Here is a 17,681-nt window from a genome sequence, read left to right as displayed (position 1 = left end):
ATCCGCTCAAAACGCGCGGCCCGCTGTCACATTTTCCGGACAGTCTCGGCTTATCCCGGCGTTCAAACCCCGCGCCGCCGGGACGCGGCTTCCCTCGCGTCAGCGGTTGTCCCTTCCGGCCCCGCGCACTAGGAACAGGGTCGAACTGAACACGCGCGAAGCCGCGACCGGAAACGCCGAGAGCCATGCCCGACCTGACAGACAAGCAGACCTTCTCCGACCAGGACGCGCTGGACTTCCACCGCTTCCCCGCTCCGGGCAAGATCTCGATGGCCCCGATCAAGCCCATGGCGACCCAGCGCGACCTGTCGCTGGCCTATTCGCCAGGCGTGGCGGTGCCGGTCCTGGCCATCGCCGCCGATGTCGACAAGGCCTACGACTACACCTCCAAGGGCAATCTGGTCGCCGTCATCTCGAACGGCACGGCCATCCTGGGCCTCGGCAACCTCGGCCATATGGCGTCCAAGCCGGTGATGGAGGGCAAGGCCGTCCTGTTCAAACGCTTCGCCGACGTCGACAGCTTCGACATCGAGGTGAAGACCACCGACCCGGACGAGTTCATCACCGTCGTCAAGAACATCGGCGACACCTGGGGCGGCATCAATCTGGAGGACATCAAGTCCCCCGAATGCTTCGAGATCGAAAGCCAGCTGCAGGACCTGCTGGATATCCCGGTCTTCCATGACGACCAGCACGGTACGGCCATCATCTCGACCGCCGGCCTGATCAACGCGGCCCACATCGCCGGCAAGAAGCTGGAAGACCTGAAGGTCGTTCTGGTCGGCGCCGGCGCCGCGGGCCTGTCGTCCATCGGCCTGATGAAGGCGGCGGGCGTCCGGGCCGAGAACACCGTGATCCTGGACCGCGACGGCGTCGTCTACCGGGGCCGCCCCAACATCGACCAGTGGAAGGCGGCGCACGCCACCGACACGCCGCACCGTACGCTGGAAGAGGCCATGGTCGGCGCCGACGTGGTGCTGGGCCTGGCCGCCAAGGGCGCCATCACCAAGGAGATGGTCGCCTCGATGGCGCCCAATCCGATCATCTTCGCCATGGCCAATCCGGACCCGGAGATCACGCCGGAAGACGTGCGCTCGGTGCGCTCGGACGCCATCATCGCCACCGGCCGGTCGGACTATCCGAACCAGGTCAACAATGTGCTGGGCTTCCCCTACATCTTCCGCGGGGCGCTGGACGTGCGCGCCCGCCGCGTGAACCACGAGATGAAGGTCGCCTGCGCCGAGGCCCTGGCCGCCCTGGCCCGCGAGGACGTGCCGGACGAGGTCGCCGCCGCCTATCGCGGGCGCAAGCTGAAGTTCGGCCCGGACTACATCATCCCGTCGCCGTTCGACCCGCGCCTGATCTGGTTCATCCCGCCGTTCGTGGCCCAGGCCGCCATGGACACCGGCGTGGCCCGCCAGCCGATCGAGGACATGGACGCCTACCGCGTCTCCCTGCGCCAGCGCCTCGATCCGTCGGCCGCCCTGATGCAGAACATCTCGGGCGCGGTGCGCGCGGCCCCGAACAAGCGGGTCGTGTTCGCCGAGGGCGAGGAAACCGCCGTGATCCGCGCCGCCTGGGGCTTCAAACAGGCCGAGCTGGGCACGCCGATCCTGCTGGGCCGCGAGGAGCTGATCCGCAAGAACGCCGCCGAGGCCGGTCTGAACTTCGACGAGATGGGCATCGAGATCATCAACGCCCGGATCAGCCACCAGAACGAGGAGTACACCGACTGGCTGTACGCCAAGCTGCAGCGCCGGGGTTATCTGCGCCGCGACGTGCAGCGGATGATCAACCAGGACCGCAACTACTTCGGCGCGACCATGATCGCGCGCGGTCAGGCCGACGCCATGGTCACCGGCGTGACCCGCAACTTCAACATGGTGCTCAAGGAGGTCCGCCGCGTCCTGGACGTGAAGGAGCGGATGATCGGCCTGTCGATCCTGCTGGCCAAGGGCCGCACCCTGTTCGTCGCCGACACCTCGATCCACGAACTGCCCAACGCCGAGGAACTGGCCGAGATCGCCATCCAGGCGGCCGCCACCGTGCGCAAGCTGGGCAAGACTCCGCGCGTGGCCTTCCTCAGCTACTCGACCTTCGGCAACCCTCCCGGCGATCGCGGCGAGAAGGTGCGCGAGGCGATCCGCATCCTCGACAGCAAGGGCGTGGACTTCGAATACGAAGGCGAGATGCCGCCGGAGCTGGCGCTGGATCCGGAACTGCGCGGGCGCTACCCGTTCATGCGCCTGACCGGCCACGCCAACGTCCTGGTCATGCCGGCCATTCATTCAGCCGCCATCTCGACGCGGCTGGTCCAGTCCCTGGGCGGCGCGACCGTGATCGGCCCGCTGCTGGTCGGTCTGGAGAAGTCGGTGCAGATCGTGTCGCTGGGGGCCTCGGTCAGCGAGATCATCACCGCCGCGACCTTCGCCGCCTACGAAGAAGGCGCCGAAGGCGAGGAGTAGGGCCTGACGGCCGCCCGGGCTTTCAGACCTGGGCGGCGGCCAGCTTGCGGCGTTCAAGGGCGCCGCGCACCCACTCGGCGATGCAGAACACCACCGCCAGCAGGCCCAGCCAGGCGGCGATGGCGAACATGGGCGCATAGCCCTGGGCGTCGATCAGCTCGCCTAGGGCGCCGCGGCCCAGGGTGCCGATCAGCAGGGCCAGCGAGATGAAGACCGCGAACTGGACCGCGCCGAACATCTTGTTCGACAGGGCGGACAGATAGGCCACGAAGGCCGCGCCCGCGAAACCGCCGGCGATGTTCTCGCCGGAGATGGCCAGCATCAGCCGCGACAGGGGCTCGCCGATATGGAAGGCGCCGAACAGGCCGTAGAGGCCCGTCGTCCGCATGAAGGAGTCGATCACCGGCGCGCCAAGCGCCAGATCCATCATCAGCAGATTGGTCGCGGCGCTGAGGATCGCGCCGATCAACAGGCTCCACATCCGGCCGATGACCAGCAGCGCCCATCCCCCCAAGGCGATGCCGACGATGGTCATGACGACGCCGAAGGTCTTGGACGCCAGCGCCACCTCGGCCTTGGTGTGGCCCAGCGCCCCGCCGGTGTCGCCCATGTAGAAGGGAAAGGCGAACGGACCCCAGACCCCGTCGGTGATCCGGTAGGTCAGGATCAGCCCCAACACGATCACCGCGCCCCAGCCCAGCCGCCCCATCAGCTCGACCAGCGGGGCCAGGATGGCGTCGTAAAGCGTATCGGCCAGACGCGGCAGGGCGACCGCCTCCGCTTCGGTCGCCGCCCGACCTTTCCAGACGATCAGGCCGGCCAGGCCGGCGGGCAGGATGACGGTGGCCGCGACGATCCACGGGCCCCAATCGGCGGTGAACTCGCCCGCGCTGGGCGCCGGCGAGGTGGTCAGGGCGGTGATCATGAAGTTGACCAGCATGAAGGCGGCCCACGCCCAGGCCGCCAGCGTGGCGACAAGGACGGCCAGTCGCAGGCGCGGCGACCCGATCCGCTCGCGCGCCACGGCCGCCCGGGAGGTCGCTTCCGGCTCCGGAGCGATCAGGGTGCCGATGATTCCCACCCCCATCAGCAGAGCGCCGACGGCGAAGACGCCGGGCCAGCCGAGGACGGTCGCCAGCAGCAGGGCGCCGGCGCCGCCGACCAGGGCGGCGGTGCGATAACCCAGCTGATAGATGGTCGAAAGCAGGTCGATCGGCGTCTTCTCGTCCGCGACCTCGATCCGCCAGGCGTCGATGACGATGTCCTGGGTGGCGAAGGCGAAGGCGCCCAGGGCCGCGCCCAGGGCCAGCGGGCCCAGCACGCCGGTTCCCGGATGGGACAGGGCGACCAGCCCCAGCGCCGCGGCGATGACGATCTGCAGGACGATCAGCCAGCTGCGCCGGCGGCCGAGCCGTTTGCCGAGGACGGGCGGGGTCCAGCTGACGGCGGGGGACCAGAGGAAGCGGAAGGCGCCGAACAGGCCGATCCAGCTCAGGATGCCGATGGTCGCGACCGGAATCTTCTCCTCGGTCAGCCAGGCGTTCAGGGTGCCGATCAGCATGGCGAAGGGCAGGCCGGCGGAGAAGCCCAGCAACAGCATGGCCAGCGTCCGGCGTTCGCGGAAGGCGGCCTTCAGGACGCCCAGCCCTTTCGGGGCGGGCTGAAGGGCGGCGACCTCGCTGGCGGGCGTGGTGCTGTCGGTCATGGGCGCGTCTCCGGACGCCCCCCAACTCTTGCGAATTACGGCGTCGTCAAATCAGACGGCGACCTTGGCGCGGACTTCGCGGTTCGTCCAGCGGCTGAGGGCGGAGCGCAGCGACTCCAGCTCCAGCGGCTTGACCAGATGGTCGTTCATCCCCGCCTCGAGGCAGGCCTTGCGGTCCTCGGCGAAGGCGTTGGCGGTCAGGGCGACGATGGGGGTCCGGTCGCCGCGGGCGCGCAGCTCGCGGGCGGCGGTCGGACCGTCCATGCCGGGCATGCGCATGTCCATGAAGACCAAGTCGTAGCGGGCCCGCTTCATGGCCTCCAGCGCCTCGTCGCCGCTGGCGGCGGTCTCGACGGCGCAGCCCTCGCGCTTGAGCAGGGTCGAGGCCAGCAGAGCGCCGACGGGGTTGTCCTCGACCAGCAGGACCCGCGTGCCCGAGAAACGGCCGGGCAGGACGCGGTCGTCGTCGGCAAGAGGGGCGGGCGGGGGGCCGGGCAGGCGAGCGGTCTGGCTGCCGGCGGCGGCCAGCACCCGCTCGGCCAGCGAGGCGCGGCGCAGCGGCTTGATCAGATAGCCGTGGAAGCCGGCGGACCGGTAACGGGCGATGAGGTCGCGCTCGGACGGCTTGAGCAGGACCACGGCGCGGCTGTCGGCGGGGCGGACGGCCAGGCCGTGGCTGCTTTCGCGCGCCGCGTGGTCGATCAGGACGACGGACGCGCCGTCCACGACCGCGCCGCCCGAGGCCTCGACCTGGGCCATGGCGGTGCGCCGCACGAAAGGATCGGGGCTGATGACGCTGACCGCCTGTCCGGCCAGCGGGCGACCGCGCTCGGCGTCGGGCGCGGCGTCGAAGGCGGCCTCGAAGTGGAAGCGGGCGCCGGGGCCGTCGGGCCGGTCGCTGACCGAGACCGAGCCGTCCATGGCGGCCGCCAGTTTGCGCACCACGGCCAGGCCGAGGCCGGCGCCGCCGAAGCGGCTGGCGTCGGTGGCGTCGACGTGGCCGAATTCCTCGAAGATGCGCTCGCGCGCCTCGGCCGGGACGCCCGGGCCGGTGTCGTCGATGATGAAGGCCAGGCGCGGTTTCCCGGCGGTCCCGCCGGCGCGCTCCACGGCGATGCGGACTCCGCCCTGGGCGGTGAATTTCACGGCGTTGCCCGCCAGGTTGAACAGCACCTGACGCAGCCGGCCCTCGTCGGCCAGGACGTCGGGGGCGTCGGCGGCGACGGACCAGGCGATCTCGAGGCCGCGCTCGTGGGCGCGGGGGCTCAGCAGTTCGGCGACGCCGCGCACCAGGGATTCCAGATCGACGGGGGCGGCGTCGAACTCCAGCTTGCCGGCCTCCAGCCGGGCGTAGTCCAGCAGGTCGTTGACCAGGCCCAGCAGGTGTTCGGCGGACGACCGCGCGGCCTCGGCGTAGGCGCGCTGGGCGCCGTCCAGCCGGGTGCGGGACAGCAGGCCCAGCATGCCGATCACGCCGTTCAGGGGCGTGCGCATCTCGTGGCTCATGAGGCGCAGGAACTGCTGTTCCGCCGACGCCCCGCCCGCCGCCTGCGGAGCTGTCGCCGTCGTCGCCTTGTCCGTCCGTCGCCGCGCCATGCCTGTCTCCCTCAAGCACAGCCTGCCCTGAAGACGTTAAGACATCACCACGCGGCGGTCGGCGCGAACGGGGCCGGGGTCTCGGCGCGGCGGGCCTCAAAGGCGCCTTCGGCCTCGGTGGTGTTGCGGCGATAGATCAGGGCTTCGGCCACATGGCGGCGCAACACGCCGTCGCAGCCGTCCAGGTCGGCGATGGTGCGGGCCAGCCGGAGCGTCCGGGTCCAGCCGCGCGCTGTCAGACCGCCGACTTCCCCCGCCTTCATCAGCAGGGCCCGGCCCGGCTCATCGGGGGTGGCGAAGCGGTCCAGCGTCTCGCCCGAAGCGCGGGCGTTGACGGCCTGATCCTGCGCCGTCTCGGGATCGATCCCGGCGGCGCGCAGCCGATCCGCCTGCATCTGGCGGGCGGTCAGCACGCGGGCCGCCGCCTCGGCCGTGCCTTCGGCGGGCGGCGGCAGGGCCATGTCCGATGCGGTCACCGGCGGCGTCTCCACCGTCAGGTCGATGCGGTCGAACATCGGGCCGGAGATGCGGTTGCGGTAGTCGCGCTGGCAGCGCGGGGCCTTGCCGCAGGCCCCGCGCCCGGCCCCGCCCATTCCGCAACGGCAGGGGTTCATGGCCGCGATCAGCTGGAACCGCGCCGGATAGCGGACGTGGGCGTTGGCGCGGGCGACCACGATCTCGCCCGTCTCCAGCGGTTGCCGCAGGGAATCGAGCGCCTGGGCGCTGTATTCCGGCAGTTCATCCAGGAAGAGGACCCCGTTGTGGGCCAGAGACGCCTCGCCCGGCTTGGCCCGCAGGCCGCCGCCGGTCAGGGCGGCCATGGAGGCCGAATGGTGCGGAGCCCGGAACGGACGGTCGCGGGTCAGGGCGCCGCGCTCGATAAGCCCGGCCACCGACCAGACCATCGAGGTCTCCAGCAGTTCCTTGGGCGTCAGCGGCGGCAACAGGCCGGGCAGGCGCGCCGCCATCATCGACTTGCCCGAGCCCGGCGGGCCGACGAAGAGCAGGTTGTGGCCTCCCGCGGCGGCGATCTCCAGCGCCCGCTTGGCGCTTTCCTGCCCCTTGACCTCGCGCAGGTCGGGGATGCGGTCGCCTGACCGCATCGCCCCCGGCTCGGGCCGGCGCAGCACCTGGGTTCCCTTGAAGTGGTTGACCAGGGCGATCAGCGAGCGCGGGGCCAGCACCGCCACATCGCCCGCCCAGGCGGCTTCCGGCCCGTTGGCCTCCGGACAGATCAGGCCCAGCCCCAGGGCGTCGGCGGCGACCGCGGCGGGCAGGGTCCCGCCCACCGGCGCGATCCGCCCGTCCAGCCCCAGCTCGCCGATGGCGGCCCAGCCGGACAGGGCGTCGGGCGGGACGACCCCCATCGAGGCCAGCAGGGCCAGGGCTATGGGCAGGTCGAAATGATTGCCTTCCTTGCGCAGGTCCGCCGGCGCGAGATTGGCGATGATCCGCATGGACGGCAGGGCCAGCCCGATGCCCGCGAAGGCGCCCCGCACCCTTTCCCGGCTCTCGGCCACCGCCTTGTCGGCGAGGCCGACGAGGGTGAAGCTGCCCTCGTTCCCCGAATGCAGCTGCGACACCTGCACATCGACCCGCCGGGCGTCGACGCCTTCGAAAGCCACCGTGACGACGCTGGCGTGCATCGTTTCCTCCCGCTATCCGGGAAAGAACGAAACACGAACTGACAACCTTTGCAAGAGCGGCGTTATGCCGTCAGCGGCGCAGATCCGCCTCAGGGGCGAGCGTGTGAATGACCTCGCCCTCCGCGTTCAGGAATTCGATGGCTCCATAGCCTTCCGGCGTGACCGTCATGCGGACCCGGGTGCGGTCGTCCTTGTCGGCGAGGGCGACGGAGGGAGCGCCGTCCGCGGCCACGCTCAGTCGAATCCGTGTCGAGGTCTGGACGCCCGGGACGAGACGGTTGTCCAGCGCCGGTTCGCGGATCAGGGGCGGGGCCTGATTGATGGTGAAATTGACGGAGCCGTCGGGCGACACCCGCCAGCCGATGGCGTCCATGGCCGGATGGTCGAGAGCCAGAACGGCCAATCCGCCGTCCACGTCGGCGACGCCGAAACCGCCGCGTTCGCTGCCGTTCTCATCATAGAGTATCAGGCCCGCGACCCCGAAGGCGCGCCGATATTGGATGCCGTCGATGATCGGGGCCGGGGTGTCGGCGGCGAGGGTCATGCGGATCACGCCGTCCTCGCCGATGATGTCGATGCGGCGGGCGGTGATGCGGTCGTGATCCACGGCCGCGACCCGCACCTCGGGCTCCTGCGTGACGATGATCGAGCGCAGGGTCTCCACCGAGGGGCGGCGCGGACCCTGGGGCGCTGCGTCCTGCGCCGCGGCCGGAACGACGGGAAGGACGGCGAACAGCAGGGCGGCGACGGCGACGGACTTCATGAACTGGAGCTTCCCAACGGCAAGGCTCAGGCCCAGCGCTTCTTCTCGATGGCGTCCCACATCAGGGCCGCCGCATTGATCCCGGTGAAGCGCAGCAGCTGCTGGGCGCCGGTGGGGGAGGTGACGTTGATCTCGGTCAGATAGTCGCCGATCACGTCGATGCCGACGAAGATCAGGCCGCGCGCCTTCAGCGTGGGGCCGATGGCCTTGCAGATCTCCAGGTCACGCGGGGTCAGCTCGACCGGGGCCGCCGTGCCGCCGACGCGCAGGTTGGAGCGGACCTGATCCTTGGCCGGGATGCGGTTGATGGCGCCGACGGGCTCGCCGTCGATCAGGATGATGCGCTTGTCGCCCTTGGAGACGGCGGGGATGAATTTCTGGATCACCAGCGGATCGCGGCTGCCGGTGGCGTGGATCTCGATCAGGGCCTCAAGGTTGGGGTCGCCGGCCTTCAGCTTGACCACGCCCGAACCCGCCGCGCCGTGCAGCGGCTTCAGCACCACGTCGCCGTGCCGCTCGTGGAAATCGACGAGGGCGACGGGATCCGAGCTGATCAGGGTCGGCGGGGTCAGGCCGGGGAAGTGGGTGACCAGCAGCTTCTCGGGCGCGGAGCGCACCTCGGCCGGATCGTTCACGACCAGGGTCTTGGGGTGCACCGTCTCCAGAAGATAGGTGGCGGTGACATAGGCCATGTCGAACGGCGGATCCTGGCGCATCAGGATGACGTCGACGTCCTTGGACAGGTCCAGCTTCACCTCGTCGCCGAACGCCACATGATCGCCGACCACCTGCTTCAGGGTCACCGGGCGGGCGCGGCAGAACAGGACGCCGTCCTCCAGCGCCAGGGTGCGGAAGTCATAGACCCAGACCGGATAGCCCCGGTCCTGGGCCTCCATGGCCTGCAGCCAGGTGGTGTCCGACTCAATGTTGACCCCTTCGATGGGGTCCATCTGGATCGCGACCTTCAGCATGAGCTGTCCTTCCGGTTGGGCAGCTTGGCTAATGGGTGGCCGCGAGGCTGGGCGCAACCCTTTGGGGCCGGAGCGGGGAAGTGATTGGTGGTTAGTGACTAGCGGGTGGCGGCTGAACCGCCGGTTCCAGGACGACCCCCGGACCGAGGACGCATCGAACCACTCATCACTAACCACCAATCACTAGCTGGGCTCTGCTCCCCACCCGGCGAGCTCGTCAGTTCAGCTGCAGCCGCACCCGGTCCACCGACATGCGGCGGCGGACTTCGCCGGGATCGTCCAGGGTGCGGGCGTGGGACAGGGCCTCCAGCGCTCCGGCCAGCGCGCCCTGCTTCTCGCGGGCGGCGGCGACGTCGAGCCACGGGCGGTGGTCCTCGGGATCCAGCAGGGCGCGGCGCAGGGCCGAGCGCTCGGCGCTCTCATAGTCCTGAACCTTGATGGCGCGGATGAAGAGCAGGTTCTGCAGCCGGATCAGGGCCTGGCGGTCGCTGACCGGAGCCATCAACACGTCGAGGCGGTCGGCGACATGGGGGGTCAGCCCGGCTCGAAGCGCGCGCCGGGTCAGCTCGGACGGCAGGACCAGCCGGCCCTGGCTGAAGGGGTCCAGCGCCACCGGCCCTTCCGGCGTCTCGATCCGCAGCAGGAAGTGGCCGGGGAAGTCGACGCCCTGGGCCTTGATCCCGGCGCGGCGGGCGGCGTCGAGGTAGAAGACGGCCAGCGCGGCGGACAAGCCCCGGCGGCGCTCCGCCACGTCGATGATGTCGGTGTTGCCGACGTGATCATAGTTGATCAGGTCGCCGTTTAGTCGAAGGTCGCCGGCCAAGGTCTCGGCCAGGGCGTCCTCCGGTCCCTCGCTGGGCAGACGCTCGGACAGGCGTTCGGCGGCGTGGGCGGCCAGCAGCCGGACCGGCTCGGCCTCGCGGAAGGGATAGTCATGGATGGCGCAGGCGATGGCCGCTTCCAGCAAGGGGAAGTCGTCGTCATCGGCCAAGCCGGCTTCCGTCAGCCCCTTTTCGGCCTCGTCGCGTGTCATGCCCGCCCCCGGTTCACGTCCCGACGATGGCGCGGAAAGCGGCGGGGGGCCAGCGCCACAATATCGATCCGCAACAGATGCCCGGCCAAGCTGGGTCTTTGGCGCAACACCGCCCGTCCGGCGGCGAGCAGGCGGGCGTACTGGTCCGGTCCGAGGGCGGCCAGCGCCTGATCCATGGTTGATCGGCGCTTGACCTCGACCACGGCCAGGGTGCGGCCGCGGCGGGCCAGGAGGTCGATCTCTCCGGCGCGAGTCTTCAGCCGGAAGCCGAGGATCTGATAGCCCTTGAGCATCAGCAGGGCCGCCGCCAGCCATTCGGAACGATGGCCCAGCCGATGGGACAGTCGGCCCAGGCTGACGCGCCAGCCGCGCGGAGCCCTGACGACCTTCGGCGCCTTGAGGCGGACCGAGGGCCGTTTCGCGGTCACCGGCCCTGAAGCTCCAGCGCCCGCTTGTAGAGCGGCTTGCGGGGCAGGTTCAGCGCCCTGGACACCTCGGCGGCGGCCTCGCCGGGCGGGAGACGGGTCATGGCTTCCTTCAGGGCGGCGTCGGCGTCGGCCTCCGAGGCGACCTCGGCCTCGCCGGGACCGACGACAATGACGATCTCGCCCTTGGGCGACTGGCAGCGGGGATCGACGGCCAGGTCGGCCAGGGTCCCGCGCACGCATTCTTCGTACAGCTTGGTCAGCTCGCGGGCGACGGCGGCGGGGCGGGGTCCGAGCACGGCGGCCATGTCGGCCAGGCTGTCGGCGAGGCGGGGGCCGCTCTCGAAGAAGACCAGCGTCTGGCGGCCGGTGCGGACCTCCTCCAGCGCGGTGCGGCGGGCGCCCGACTTGGGCGGCAGGAAGCCGGCGAACAGGACGCGGTCGGCGGGCAGGCCGGCGATGCACAGGGCGGCCAGCAGGCTGGAGGCGCCGGGGATCGGATGCACCGGCAGGCCCTCGGCCAGGACGGCGCGGGCGACGACGAAGCCGGGGTCCGAGATCAGCGGGGTGCCGGCGTCCGAGACCAGGGCGACGACGGCGCCGTCCCTGAGCCGTTCGACGGCCAGTTCGGCGGCGCGCTCCGAGGCGTGGTCGTCGCAGCGCTCCAGCTTCGCCTTCAGTCCATAGGCCGACAGCAGCTTGGCGGTGACGCGGGTGTCCTCGGCCAGCACCAGATCGGCGGCGGCCAGCACGTCGAGCGCCCGCAGAGTCATGTCGCGCAGGTTCCCGATCGGCGTCGCCACCAGATAGAGGCCAGGCGCGACGGTGCGCGGAGGCGGGGCGGTCGGCGGGAAGACGGACGGATCAGGCATCGGCGGGACCGTGCCTGACAGGCCTGGCCCTGTCAGGGGAAAAATGCCGAAACCCCATCATGCCGAAACTTCCGATACGGCCGGGAGCGAAAAGCGCACTCGAAAAAAATGGAGTGCACATCGTGCACAAATTCGCCTGAGGCGGAGTATCGCGCTCGGGGTTCAACTCGAGCGTCGCTGTTTGATTTTCAAAGACCGGAGAGGCCAGTCTACCGGGGCGGTACGCCAGAAATGGACGCAGGAGCGATCAGGTCAGCAGCGCCTTCAACACCGCATCCAGCAGAGGCCGGCCGGTGGCGGTGGCGGCGATGCGGTCGCCCTGGCGAACGAGGAAGCCGTCGGCGAGCAGGTCGGCGAAGCGGCCGGTCTCCGGCGTCAGGTCCAGCGCCTCCAGGTCCGTCAGGGCGACGCCCTCGACGGTGCGCAGGCCCAGCAGGATGCGCTCCTCGGCGGCCTCGACGGGGGACTGGCCGTCGCGCTCGCTCCACGGATCGGCGGCGGCGACGCCGGAGAGGTAGTCAATGATGGATCGGCGGGCGACGGTGGCGGTGCGGACGCCGTCCAGGGTCAGGCGGCCGTGGGCGCCGGGGCCGACGCCGACATAGTCGCCGCCGCGCCAGACATGGAGGTTGTGGGCCGAGCGGGCCGCCTCGCCCCGGGCGTGGTTGGAAACCTCATAGGCGTCGAAGCCCGCGGCCTCGAGCACGGATTGGGTGGTCTCATAAAGTTCGGCGGCGGCGTCCTCGTCCGGCGGGACCAGCGTCCCCCGGGCGAAGGCGCGGCCGAAGGCGGTCGCGGGCTCTATGGTCAGCTGATAGGGCGAGACGTGCTCGAAGCCGAGGTCCAGGGCCTCGGTCAGTTCCGCGCGCCAGCCGCCGATGGTCTGGCCGGGGCGGGCGTAGATCAGGTCGATGGACAGGCGCGGGAAGGCGCGGGCGGCCAGGGCCACGGCGCGGCGGGCCTCGGCGGCGGAATGATTGCGGCCCAGCATCGTCAGGGCCGCGTCGTCCAGGGCCTGCACCCCCATGGACAGGCGGTTGATCCCGGCGTCGGCCAGGGCGGCGAAGCGGCCGGCCTCCGCGTCGGTGGGATTGGCCTCCAGCGCGATCTCGATGGGGCCGCGCGGTTCGAACAGGGTCTGCGCCCGGGCGATGACCCGGGCGACGTCGTCGGGATCCATCAGCGAGGGCGTGCCGCCGCCGAAGAAGATGGAGGCGAGGCGGCGCGGACCGGTCAGGGCCGCCTGGGCCTCAAGGTCGGAGACGATGGCGTCGGCGAGCGCGGCCTGCTCCTCCGTCCGGCCGCGGTCACGTACGACGTTGAAGTCGCAATAGGGACAGATCCGGGCGCAGTAGGGCCAGTGGACGTAGAGGGCGACGTCATTGCCGGGGTGGGGGGGCATGGACGGGGTCTACACTATTCATCTCCCTCCCCCGAAGCGGGGAGGGACGTCGGCGCGCAAGCGACGACAGGGTGGGGATGGCGGGGTCGTCCGTCAGTGCGACGGCTCCCCACCCGACCTCGCTTCGCTCGGCCACCCTCCCCAGAAGGGGAGGGAGACGCCGTATCAGTCGATCAGAGCCGCCTTCAGCTTCTCGAACGCCCGCGCGCGGTGGCTGAGGCTGTCCTTCAGCGCCGGATCCAGTTCGCCGAAGGTCTGGGTCTGGCCCTCGGGGATGAAGATGGGGTCGTAGCCGAAGCCGCGGTCGCCGCGCGGGGGGAAGGTCAGCAGGCCGTGGACCTGGCCCTCGACCACCACGGCGGGGCCGTTGGGCCAGGCGACCGCGAGCGCCGAGGTGAACCAGGCGCGCCTGTTGTCGGAACGGATTTCCTCGAGCCTTTCTTCCACGCGGCGCATGGCGAAGGCGAAATCCTTGTCCGGTCCGGCCCAGCGGGCGGAAAAGATGCCCGGCGCGCCGTCCAGCGCCGCGACCGACAGGCCGGAGTCGTCGGCCAGCGAGACCTCGCCCGACAGATCCGCCGCGTGACGCGCCTTGAGCAGGGCGTTGCCGACGAAAGTGCTCTCGGTCTCGTCCGGTTCGGGCAGATTCAGGCCGCCGGCGGTGACCACCTCGTAATGTCCGCCGAGAAGCGCCTCGATCTCGGGAACCTTGCCCGGGTTGTGGGTCGCCGCGAGAATGCGCATCCCTTTGACAAGTTTCAACATTTTGACCTCAAGCGACGCTGTAATGATTCATTGCACAAGTTTAATATCGTTAAACGATATGTAACATGACTTACCCCGGGGCACGGCCTATCTATTATCTCAAGAACGGACGCCGCAACGTTCCCCGGTCAAGGCCTTCCCCGGCAAGATCGATCCAGCGGATCAACGAAAGAGGGGTGAAAACATCCCTCACTCAGGACTGACGGAGAACGACTATGAACACCATGAACGCTTCCTACTTCATCGAAAAGGTCGGCCACGGCGTCCTGAACGCCTTCCTGCTCGCCGCCATGCCGACGGCCTTCGTTGCGACCCTCGTCCAGTTCTTCTGATCGACCCCGGTCGGGAGCTTTGACGATCCGCATGACAAACGCGAATAATAAGCCCGCGCGTGGGTTCACCGGACCCCGCGCGGCGATCGCGCCCCGACATCCGGTCTGAGAAAGGCCGATCCATGCGTTTCCCGAAGCCGTCATCACTCGGGTTTCGCCTGCCTTCCGTCCGCGCCCCCGCCCTGCCGGGCCTTCGCGCCGGATCGATGACAAGACTTCTGGGCGTTGCGCTGCGCGCCGCCTTCTGGGCCCTGGCCCTGGCCACCCTGGCCGCCGTCCTCGCCTTCATCTTCGTGGCCTTCGTGCCGATGGGCCCGATGGGTCTGACCGCCACCACCGGCGATGAAGGCACGCGCGTGCCCGTGCCGCGCGCCTATCTGCTGTTCGGCCTGGGCGCCTTCGTCGGCTATCTGGGCGGCTTCGCCCTGATCCTGCGCCACCTGAAGGTGATCGTGCACACCCTGCGCATCGGGGATCCCTTCCAGCCCGCCAACGTCAGCCGCCTGAAGCAGATCGGCCTGACCCTGGCCACCGTGACCGGGGGCGCCTGGGTGGGCCAGACCCTGGTGTCGCGCCTGGTGCGCGGCGCGCTGGAGCCGCCGAGCCTGTTCGACCTGGTCACCCCCGCCTTCTCCGTTCTGGTCGTGTTCGTGCTGGCCGAAGTGTTCCGCGAAGGCGCCCGCCTGCGCCGCGAATCCGACCTGACGATCTGATCCTGTTGAGTTAGAGCAGTCCCCATGGCCATCCGCGTCCAGCTTGACCGCATCCTCGTCGAACGACGCATGTCGCTGACCGAGCTCGCCGATCGCGTGGGCGTGACCCTGGCCAATCTGTCGATCCTGAAGACCGGCAAGGCGCGGGCCATCCGCTTCACGACCCTGGACGCCCTGTGCCGCGAGCTGAACTGCCAGCCGGGCGACCTGCTGGCCTGGTCGCCGGGTCCGCAGGACCTCGGCGCCGACGAGGACGTCGACGGGACCTCATGAGCCGCCGGGCCGACCTGAGCCCCGAGGATCGCCGCATCTGGGCCCGGGTTTCCGGCTCGGTGAAGGAGAAGGTCGCCAAGAAGGCGCTGCGCGTCACGCCCGGCGCGGTGGAGGCCGATCCGCCCGCCGCGCCCCATCCGAAGGCTCCGACCAAAACACCGCCGAAATTCGTCAAGCCGCCGAAGCCCGGCGCCGCCGCCGCGCCCGCCGCGCCGTCGTTCGCCCCGCGCGGTCGGGGCCTGCCCGAAGAGTTGGAGCCCCGCCGCCAGCGTCGCCTGTCGCGCGAGCGCGATCCGATCGAGGCCAAGATCGATCTGCACGGCTATGGCCGTTTCCAGGCCCAGGACGCCCTGACCGCCTTCCTGATGGGGGCGCAGGCGCGGGGCTATCGCGCGGTGCTGGTGGTCACCGGGCAGGGCCGCCGCGGCGGGACCGGCGTCATCCGCGCCTCGGTGCATGAATGGCTGCAGGCCCCGGGACTGCGCACGGTGGTGTCCGGTTTCGCCCCGGCCGCCCGGCATCACGGCGGCGACGGGGCGCTGTATGTGACGATCCGGCGGGGATGAGGCGGCGGGCAGCGTGCCGGACAGTGATTAGTGATTAGTGGTTAGTGGGTGGGGGTTGAAACGGCGGTTCCATGGCGGCCTCCGAGCGAGAACGCATCGACCCACTAACCACTAATCACCAGCGAGGCTCCGTCAGTTCAGAACAAGCCCAGCTTCCCTAGCCAGCGTCTCCAGCGACGTCATCGGACGCGGGCCCCAGTGGGCGATGACTTCGGAGGCGGCGAGGGAGCCGAGCCTGCCGGCGTCCTCCAGCGACAGGCCGCGGGCGAGGCCCAGCAGCAGGCCGGCGGCGTACTGGTCGCCGGCGCCGGTGGTGTCGACCACCTTGTCGACCGGGAAGGCGGCGACGGCGACGCGCTGGTCGCCCGAGATCACCACCGAGCCCTCGGCGCCGCGCGTGACGGCGGCCACGTCAACCATTGACGCCAGGCGTTCGGCGGCGGCGTCGAAGTCGTCGGTCTCGAACAGGGCGGCCAGTTCGGCCTCATTGGCCAGGACGATGTCGGCGGAGGCCTCGATGAAGGCCAGCAGCTCCGCGCGCCACCGGTGCACGACGAAGCTGTCCGACAGGGTGATGGCGACCTTGCGGCCCGCGGCATGGGCGGCGGCGGCGGCGGCCTCGAAGGCGGCGCGGGCCGGGGCCGGGTCGAACAGATAGCCTTCCAGATAGACGATGGCCGAGGCGCCGATCAGGTCCGCGTCGATGTCGGCGACCGTCAGCTGATTGGCGGCGCCCAGGAAGGTGCACATGGTGCGCTGGCCGTCGGCGGTGACGTTGATCATGCACACGCCGGTGGCGTGGCCGGTCGCGGCGCCGTCTTGCAGCGGCGGGGTCTCGAAATGGACGCCCACGGCCTGGATGTCATGGGTGAAGACCCCGCCCAGCTGGTCGTCGGCGACCTTGCCGATATAGGCCGCCCGGCCGCCGAAGCTGCCGACGCCCGCGACGGTGTTGCCCGCAGACCCGCCCGAGGCCTCGACCCCCGCCGCCATGGCGGCGTAGAGGGCGGCGCTCTGGTTCGCATCGACCAGCTGCATCGAGCCGACGATCAGGCCCTGGGCGTCCAGGAAGGCGGGCTCGCAGGGGGCCAGGACGTCGACGATGGCGTTGCCGACGGCGATGACGTCATAGGTGGGGTTCTGGGTCATGGGCGCGCCATAGCGCTCACGACGCCGATTGGCCAGCGGTCCATGACGGCGACGACTTTCACGGCTATGAGCGCGGCATGACCCGTATCGCCGTCCTGACCCCCGATCCCGCCGATCCCTCATACGCCGGGCAGTGGCCGGGCGTGCTGGAACGGCTGTCCCAGGCGCTGGCGGCGGCGGAGGTCGCGGTCGAGCCGACGCCGTGGACCGACCACGTCACGGACGCCTCGGGCCTGACCGGTTATCCGCTGGTGCTGCCGCTGATCGTGTGGGGCTATCACCGCGATCATCAACGGTGGATGCAGGCCTGCCGGACGTGGGAGGCGGCGGGGGTGACGATGCGCAATCCGGCGTCGGTGATCGGCTGGAACTCGGACAAGAGCTATCTGGGGCGCCTGGCCGACAAGGGCGTGGCCATGCCGGACACGGTCTGGGTCGAGGGCGTGACGCAGGCGGACGTGGACGCCGCCTTCGACCGCTTCGGGATCGATGTGGTGGTGGTCAAGCCGCGCGTCTCGGGCGGGGCGTACAAGACGCTGCGGCTGGCGCGGGGCGAGACGATGCAGGGCGCGCCCGAGGGGCCGGCGATGATCCAGCCCTATCTGCCGTCGATCGAGACGGAGGGCGAGACCAGCCTGCTGTTCTTCGGCGGCAAGCTGAGCCACGTGGTCAACAAGCGGCCGGTGAACGGCGACTTCCGCATCCAGGTGCAGTTCGGCGGGCAGTATGTGACCCTGCCGGAGCCGCCGAAGGACGCGCTCGCGCTGGCCGAGGCGACGCTGGCCGCCATCGGCGAGGATCTGCTCTACGCCCGCATCGACATGGCCCCGGGACCGGACGGTCAATGGTTGCTGATGGAGGCCGAGCTGATCGAGCCGGACTTCTACCTGGGCAGCGCGCCGGACGGTGGCGCGAACTTCGCGGCGGCGGTGCGGAAAGTGATTAGTGGCTAGTGGCTAGTGGCTAGTGGCTGGCCACCAGAGTGCGACGGCGCCGTGAGCGCCG

Annotated in this window: 16 protein-coding genes; 5 read left to right on the top strand and 11 right to left on the bottom strand. The window is 70.2% G+C overall.

The features are described 5' to 3' along the window. Positions 1–185 precede the first annotated feature (185 nt). Complete coding sequence (locus AC3WRV_RS01290; RefSeq protein ID WP_291835136.1) at positions 186–2,465, top strand: NADP-dependent malic enzyme; 2,280 nt, start codon at positions 186–188, stop codon at positions 2,463–2,465. A gap of 22 nt (positions 2,466–2,487) precedes the next feature. On the opposite strand, the gene AC3WRV_RS01285 is transcribed toward AC3WRV_RS01290, so the two are convergent. The 10 genes from AC3WRV_RS01285 to rdgB all read right to left on the bottom strand — a co-directional run bounded on the left by AC3WRV_RS01285 (position 2,488) and on the right by rdgB (position 13,643). Continuing rightward, positions 2,488–4,170 carry an AmpG family muropeptide MFS transporter gene (locus AC3WRV_RS01285; protein WP_492311865.1) on the bottom strand — a complete coding sequence of 561 codons (1,683 nt, stop codon included), beginning with the start codon at positions 4,168–4,170 and terminating at the stop codon, positions 2,488–2,490. 51 nt (positions 4,171–4,221) lie between these two features. Further along, positions 4,222–5,766, bottom strand: coding sequence for a response regulator (locus tag AC3WRV_RS01280; protein ID WP_492311864.1), 1,545 nt, complete (start codon positions 5,764–5,766; stop codon positions 4,222–4,224). Positions 5,767–5,810: 44 nt separating this feature from the next. Further along, on the bottom strand, positions 5,811–7,412 hold the full coding sequence (locus AC3WRV_RS01275; protein WP_492311863.1) for a YifB family Mg chelatase-like AAA ATPase: 1,602 nt from the start codon (positions 7,410–7,412) through the stop codon (positions 5,811–5,813). Positions 7,413–7,482: 70 nt separating this feature from the next. Further along, the gene (locus AC3WRV_RS01270) at positions 7,483–8,175 is read right to left on the bottom strand and encodes a hypothetical protein (protein ID WP_492311862.1); all 693 of its coding nucleotides are present in this window, start codon (positions 8,173–8,175) and stop codon (positions 7,483–7,485) included. Between the two features lie 26 nt (positions 8,176–8,201). Then, entirely contained in the window at positions 8,202–9,146 is a 945-nt protein-coding gene (gshB, locus tag AC3WRV_RS01265) for a glutathione synthase (RefSeq protein WP_492311861.1), read from the bottom strand. Positions 9,147–9,363: 217 nt separating this feature from the next. Further along, positions 9,364–10,179, bottom strand: a complete 816-nt coding sequence (locus AC3WRV_RS01260; RefSeq protein ID WP_492311860.1) for a SirB1 family protein — start codon at positions 10,177–10,179, stop codon at positions 9,364–9,366. Then, positions 10,176–10,607, bottom strand: a complete 432-nt coding sequence (locus AC3WRV_RS01255; protein ID WP_492311859.1) for a YraN family protein — start codon at positions 10,605–10,607, stop codon at positions 10,176–10,178. Before AC3WRV_RS01255 ends, AC3WRV_RS01260 begins: the two co-directional genes overlap by 4 nt. Next, positions 10,604–11,476, bottom strand: coding sequence for a 16S rRNA (cytidine(1402)-2'-O)-methyltransferase (gene rsmI / locus AC3WRV_RS01250; RefSeq protein WP_492311858.1), 873 nt, complete (start codon positions 11,474–11,476; stop codon positions 10,604–10,606). The genes AC3WRV_RS01255 and rsmI overlap by 4 nt, the downstream gene beginning before the upstream one ends. Positions 11,477–11,723: 247 nt before the next feature. After that, positions 11,724–12,878, bottom strand: a complete 1,155-nt coding sequence (gene hemW / locus AC3WRV_RS01245; protein WP_492311857.1) for a radical SAM family heme chaperone HemW — start codon at positions 12,876–12,878, stop codon at positions 11,724–11,726. Positions 12,879–13,043: 165 nt separating this feature from the next. Beyond that, positions 13,044–13,643, bottom strand: a complete 600-nt coding sequence (gene rdgB, locus AC3WRV_RS01240; RefSeq protein ID WP_492311856.1) for an RdgB/HAM1 family non-canonical purine NTP pyrophosphatase — start codon at positions 13,641–13,643, stop codon at positions 13,044–13,046. Between the two features lie 538 nt (positions 13,644–14,181). Between rdgB and AC3WRV_RS01235 the strand changes: the two genes are divergently transcribed. The 3 genes from AC3WRV_RS01235 to AC3WRV_RS01225 are packed head-to-tail and all read left to right on the top strand — an operon-like array spanning position 14,182 to position 15,527. Then, positions 14,182–14,688, top strand: a complete 507-nt coding sequence (locus AC3WRV_RS01235) for a DUF2975 domain-containing protein (RefSeq protein WP_291836939.1) — start codon at positions 14,182–14,184, stop codon at positions 14,686–14,688. Between the two features lie 24 nt (positions 14,689–14,712). Beyond that, complete coding sequence (locus AC3WRV_RS01230) at positions 14,713–14,961, top strand: helix-turn-helix domain-containing protein (protein WP_291836941.1); 249 nt, start codon at positions 14,713–14,715, stop codon at positions 14,959–14,961. Further along, positions 14,958–15,527, top strand: coding sequence for a Smr/MutS family protein (locus tag AC3WRV_RS01225; RefSeq protein ID WP_492311855.1), 570 nt, complete (start codon positions 14,958–14,960; stop codon positions 15,525–15,527). The genes AC3WRV_RS01230 and AC3WRV_RS01225 overlap by 4 nt, the downstream gene beginning before the upstream one ends. Before the next feature lie 132 nt (positions 15,528–15,659). Here the strand turns inward: AC3WRV_RS01225 and AC3WRV_RS01220 are convergent, their stop codons facing one another. Continuing rightward, on the bottom strand, positions 15,660–16,676 hold the full coding sequence (locus AC3WRV_RS01220; RefSeq protein ID WP_492311854.1) for an adenosine kinase: 1,017 nt from the start codon (positions 16,674–16,676) through the stop codon (positions 15,660–15,662). 77 nt (positions 16,677–16,753) lie between these two features. Here AC3WRV_RS01220 and AC3WRV_RS01215 point away from each other — a divergent pair, with 77 nt between their 5' ends. After that, a complete protein-coding gene (locus AC3WRV_RS01215) occupies positions 16,754–17,629 on the top strand; it encodes an ATP-grasp domain-containing protein (protein ID WP_492311853.1) in 876 nt (291 codons plus the stop codon). Positions 17,630–17,681: the final 52 nt, after the last annotated feature.

It is taken from the genome of Brevundimonas sp. EU05-FHT14B11, from assembly GCF_058790835.1.
Note: the sequence above shows the minus strand (reverse complement) of the source record. Positions and strands in the feature narration are given on the sequence as shown.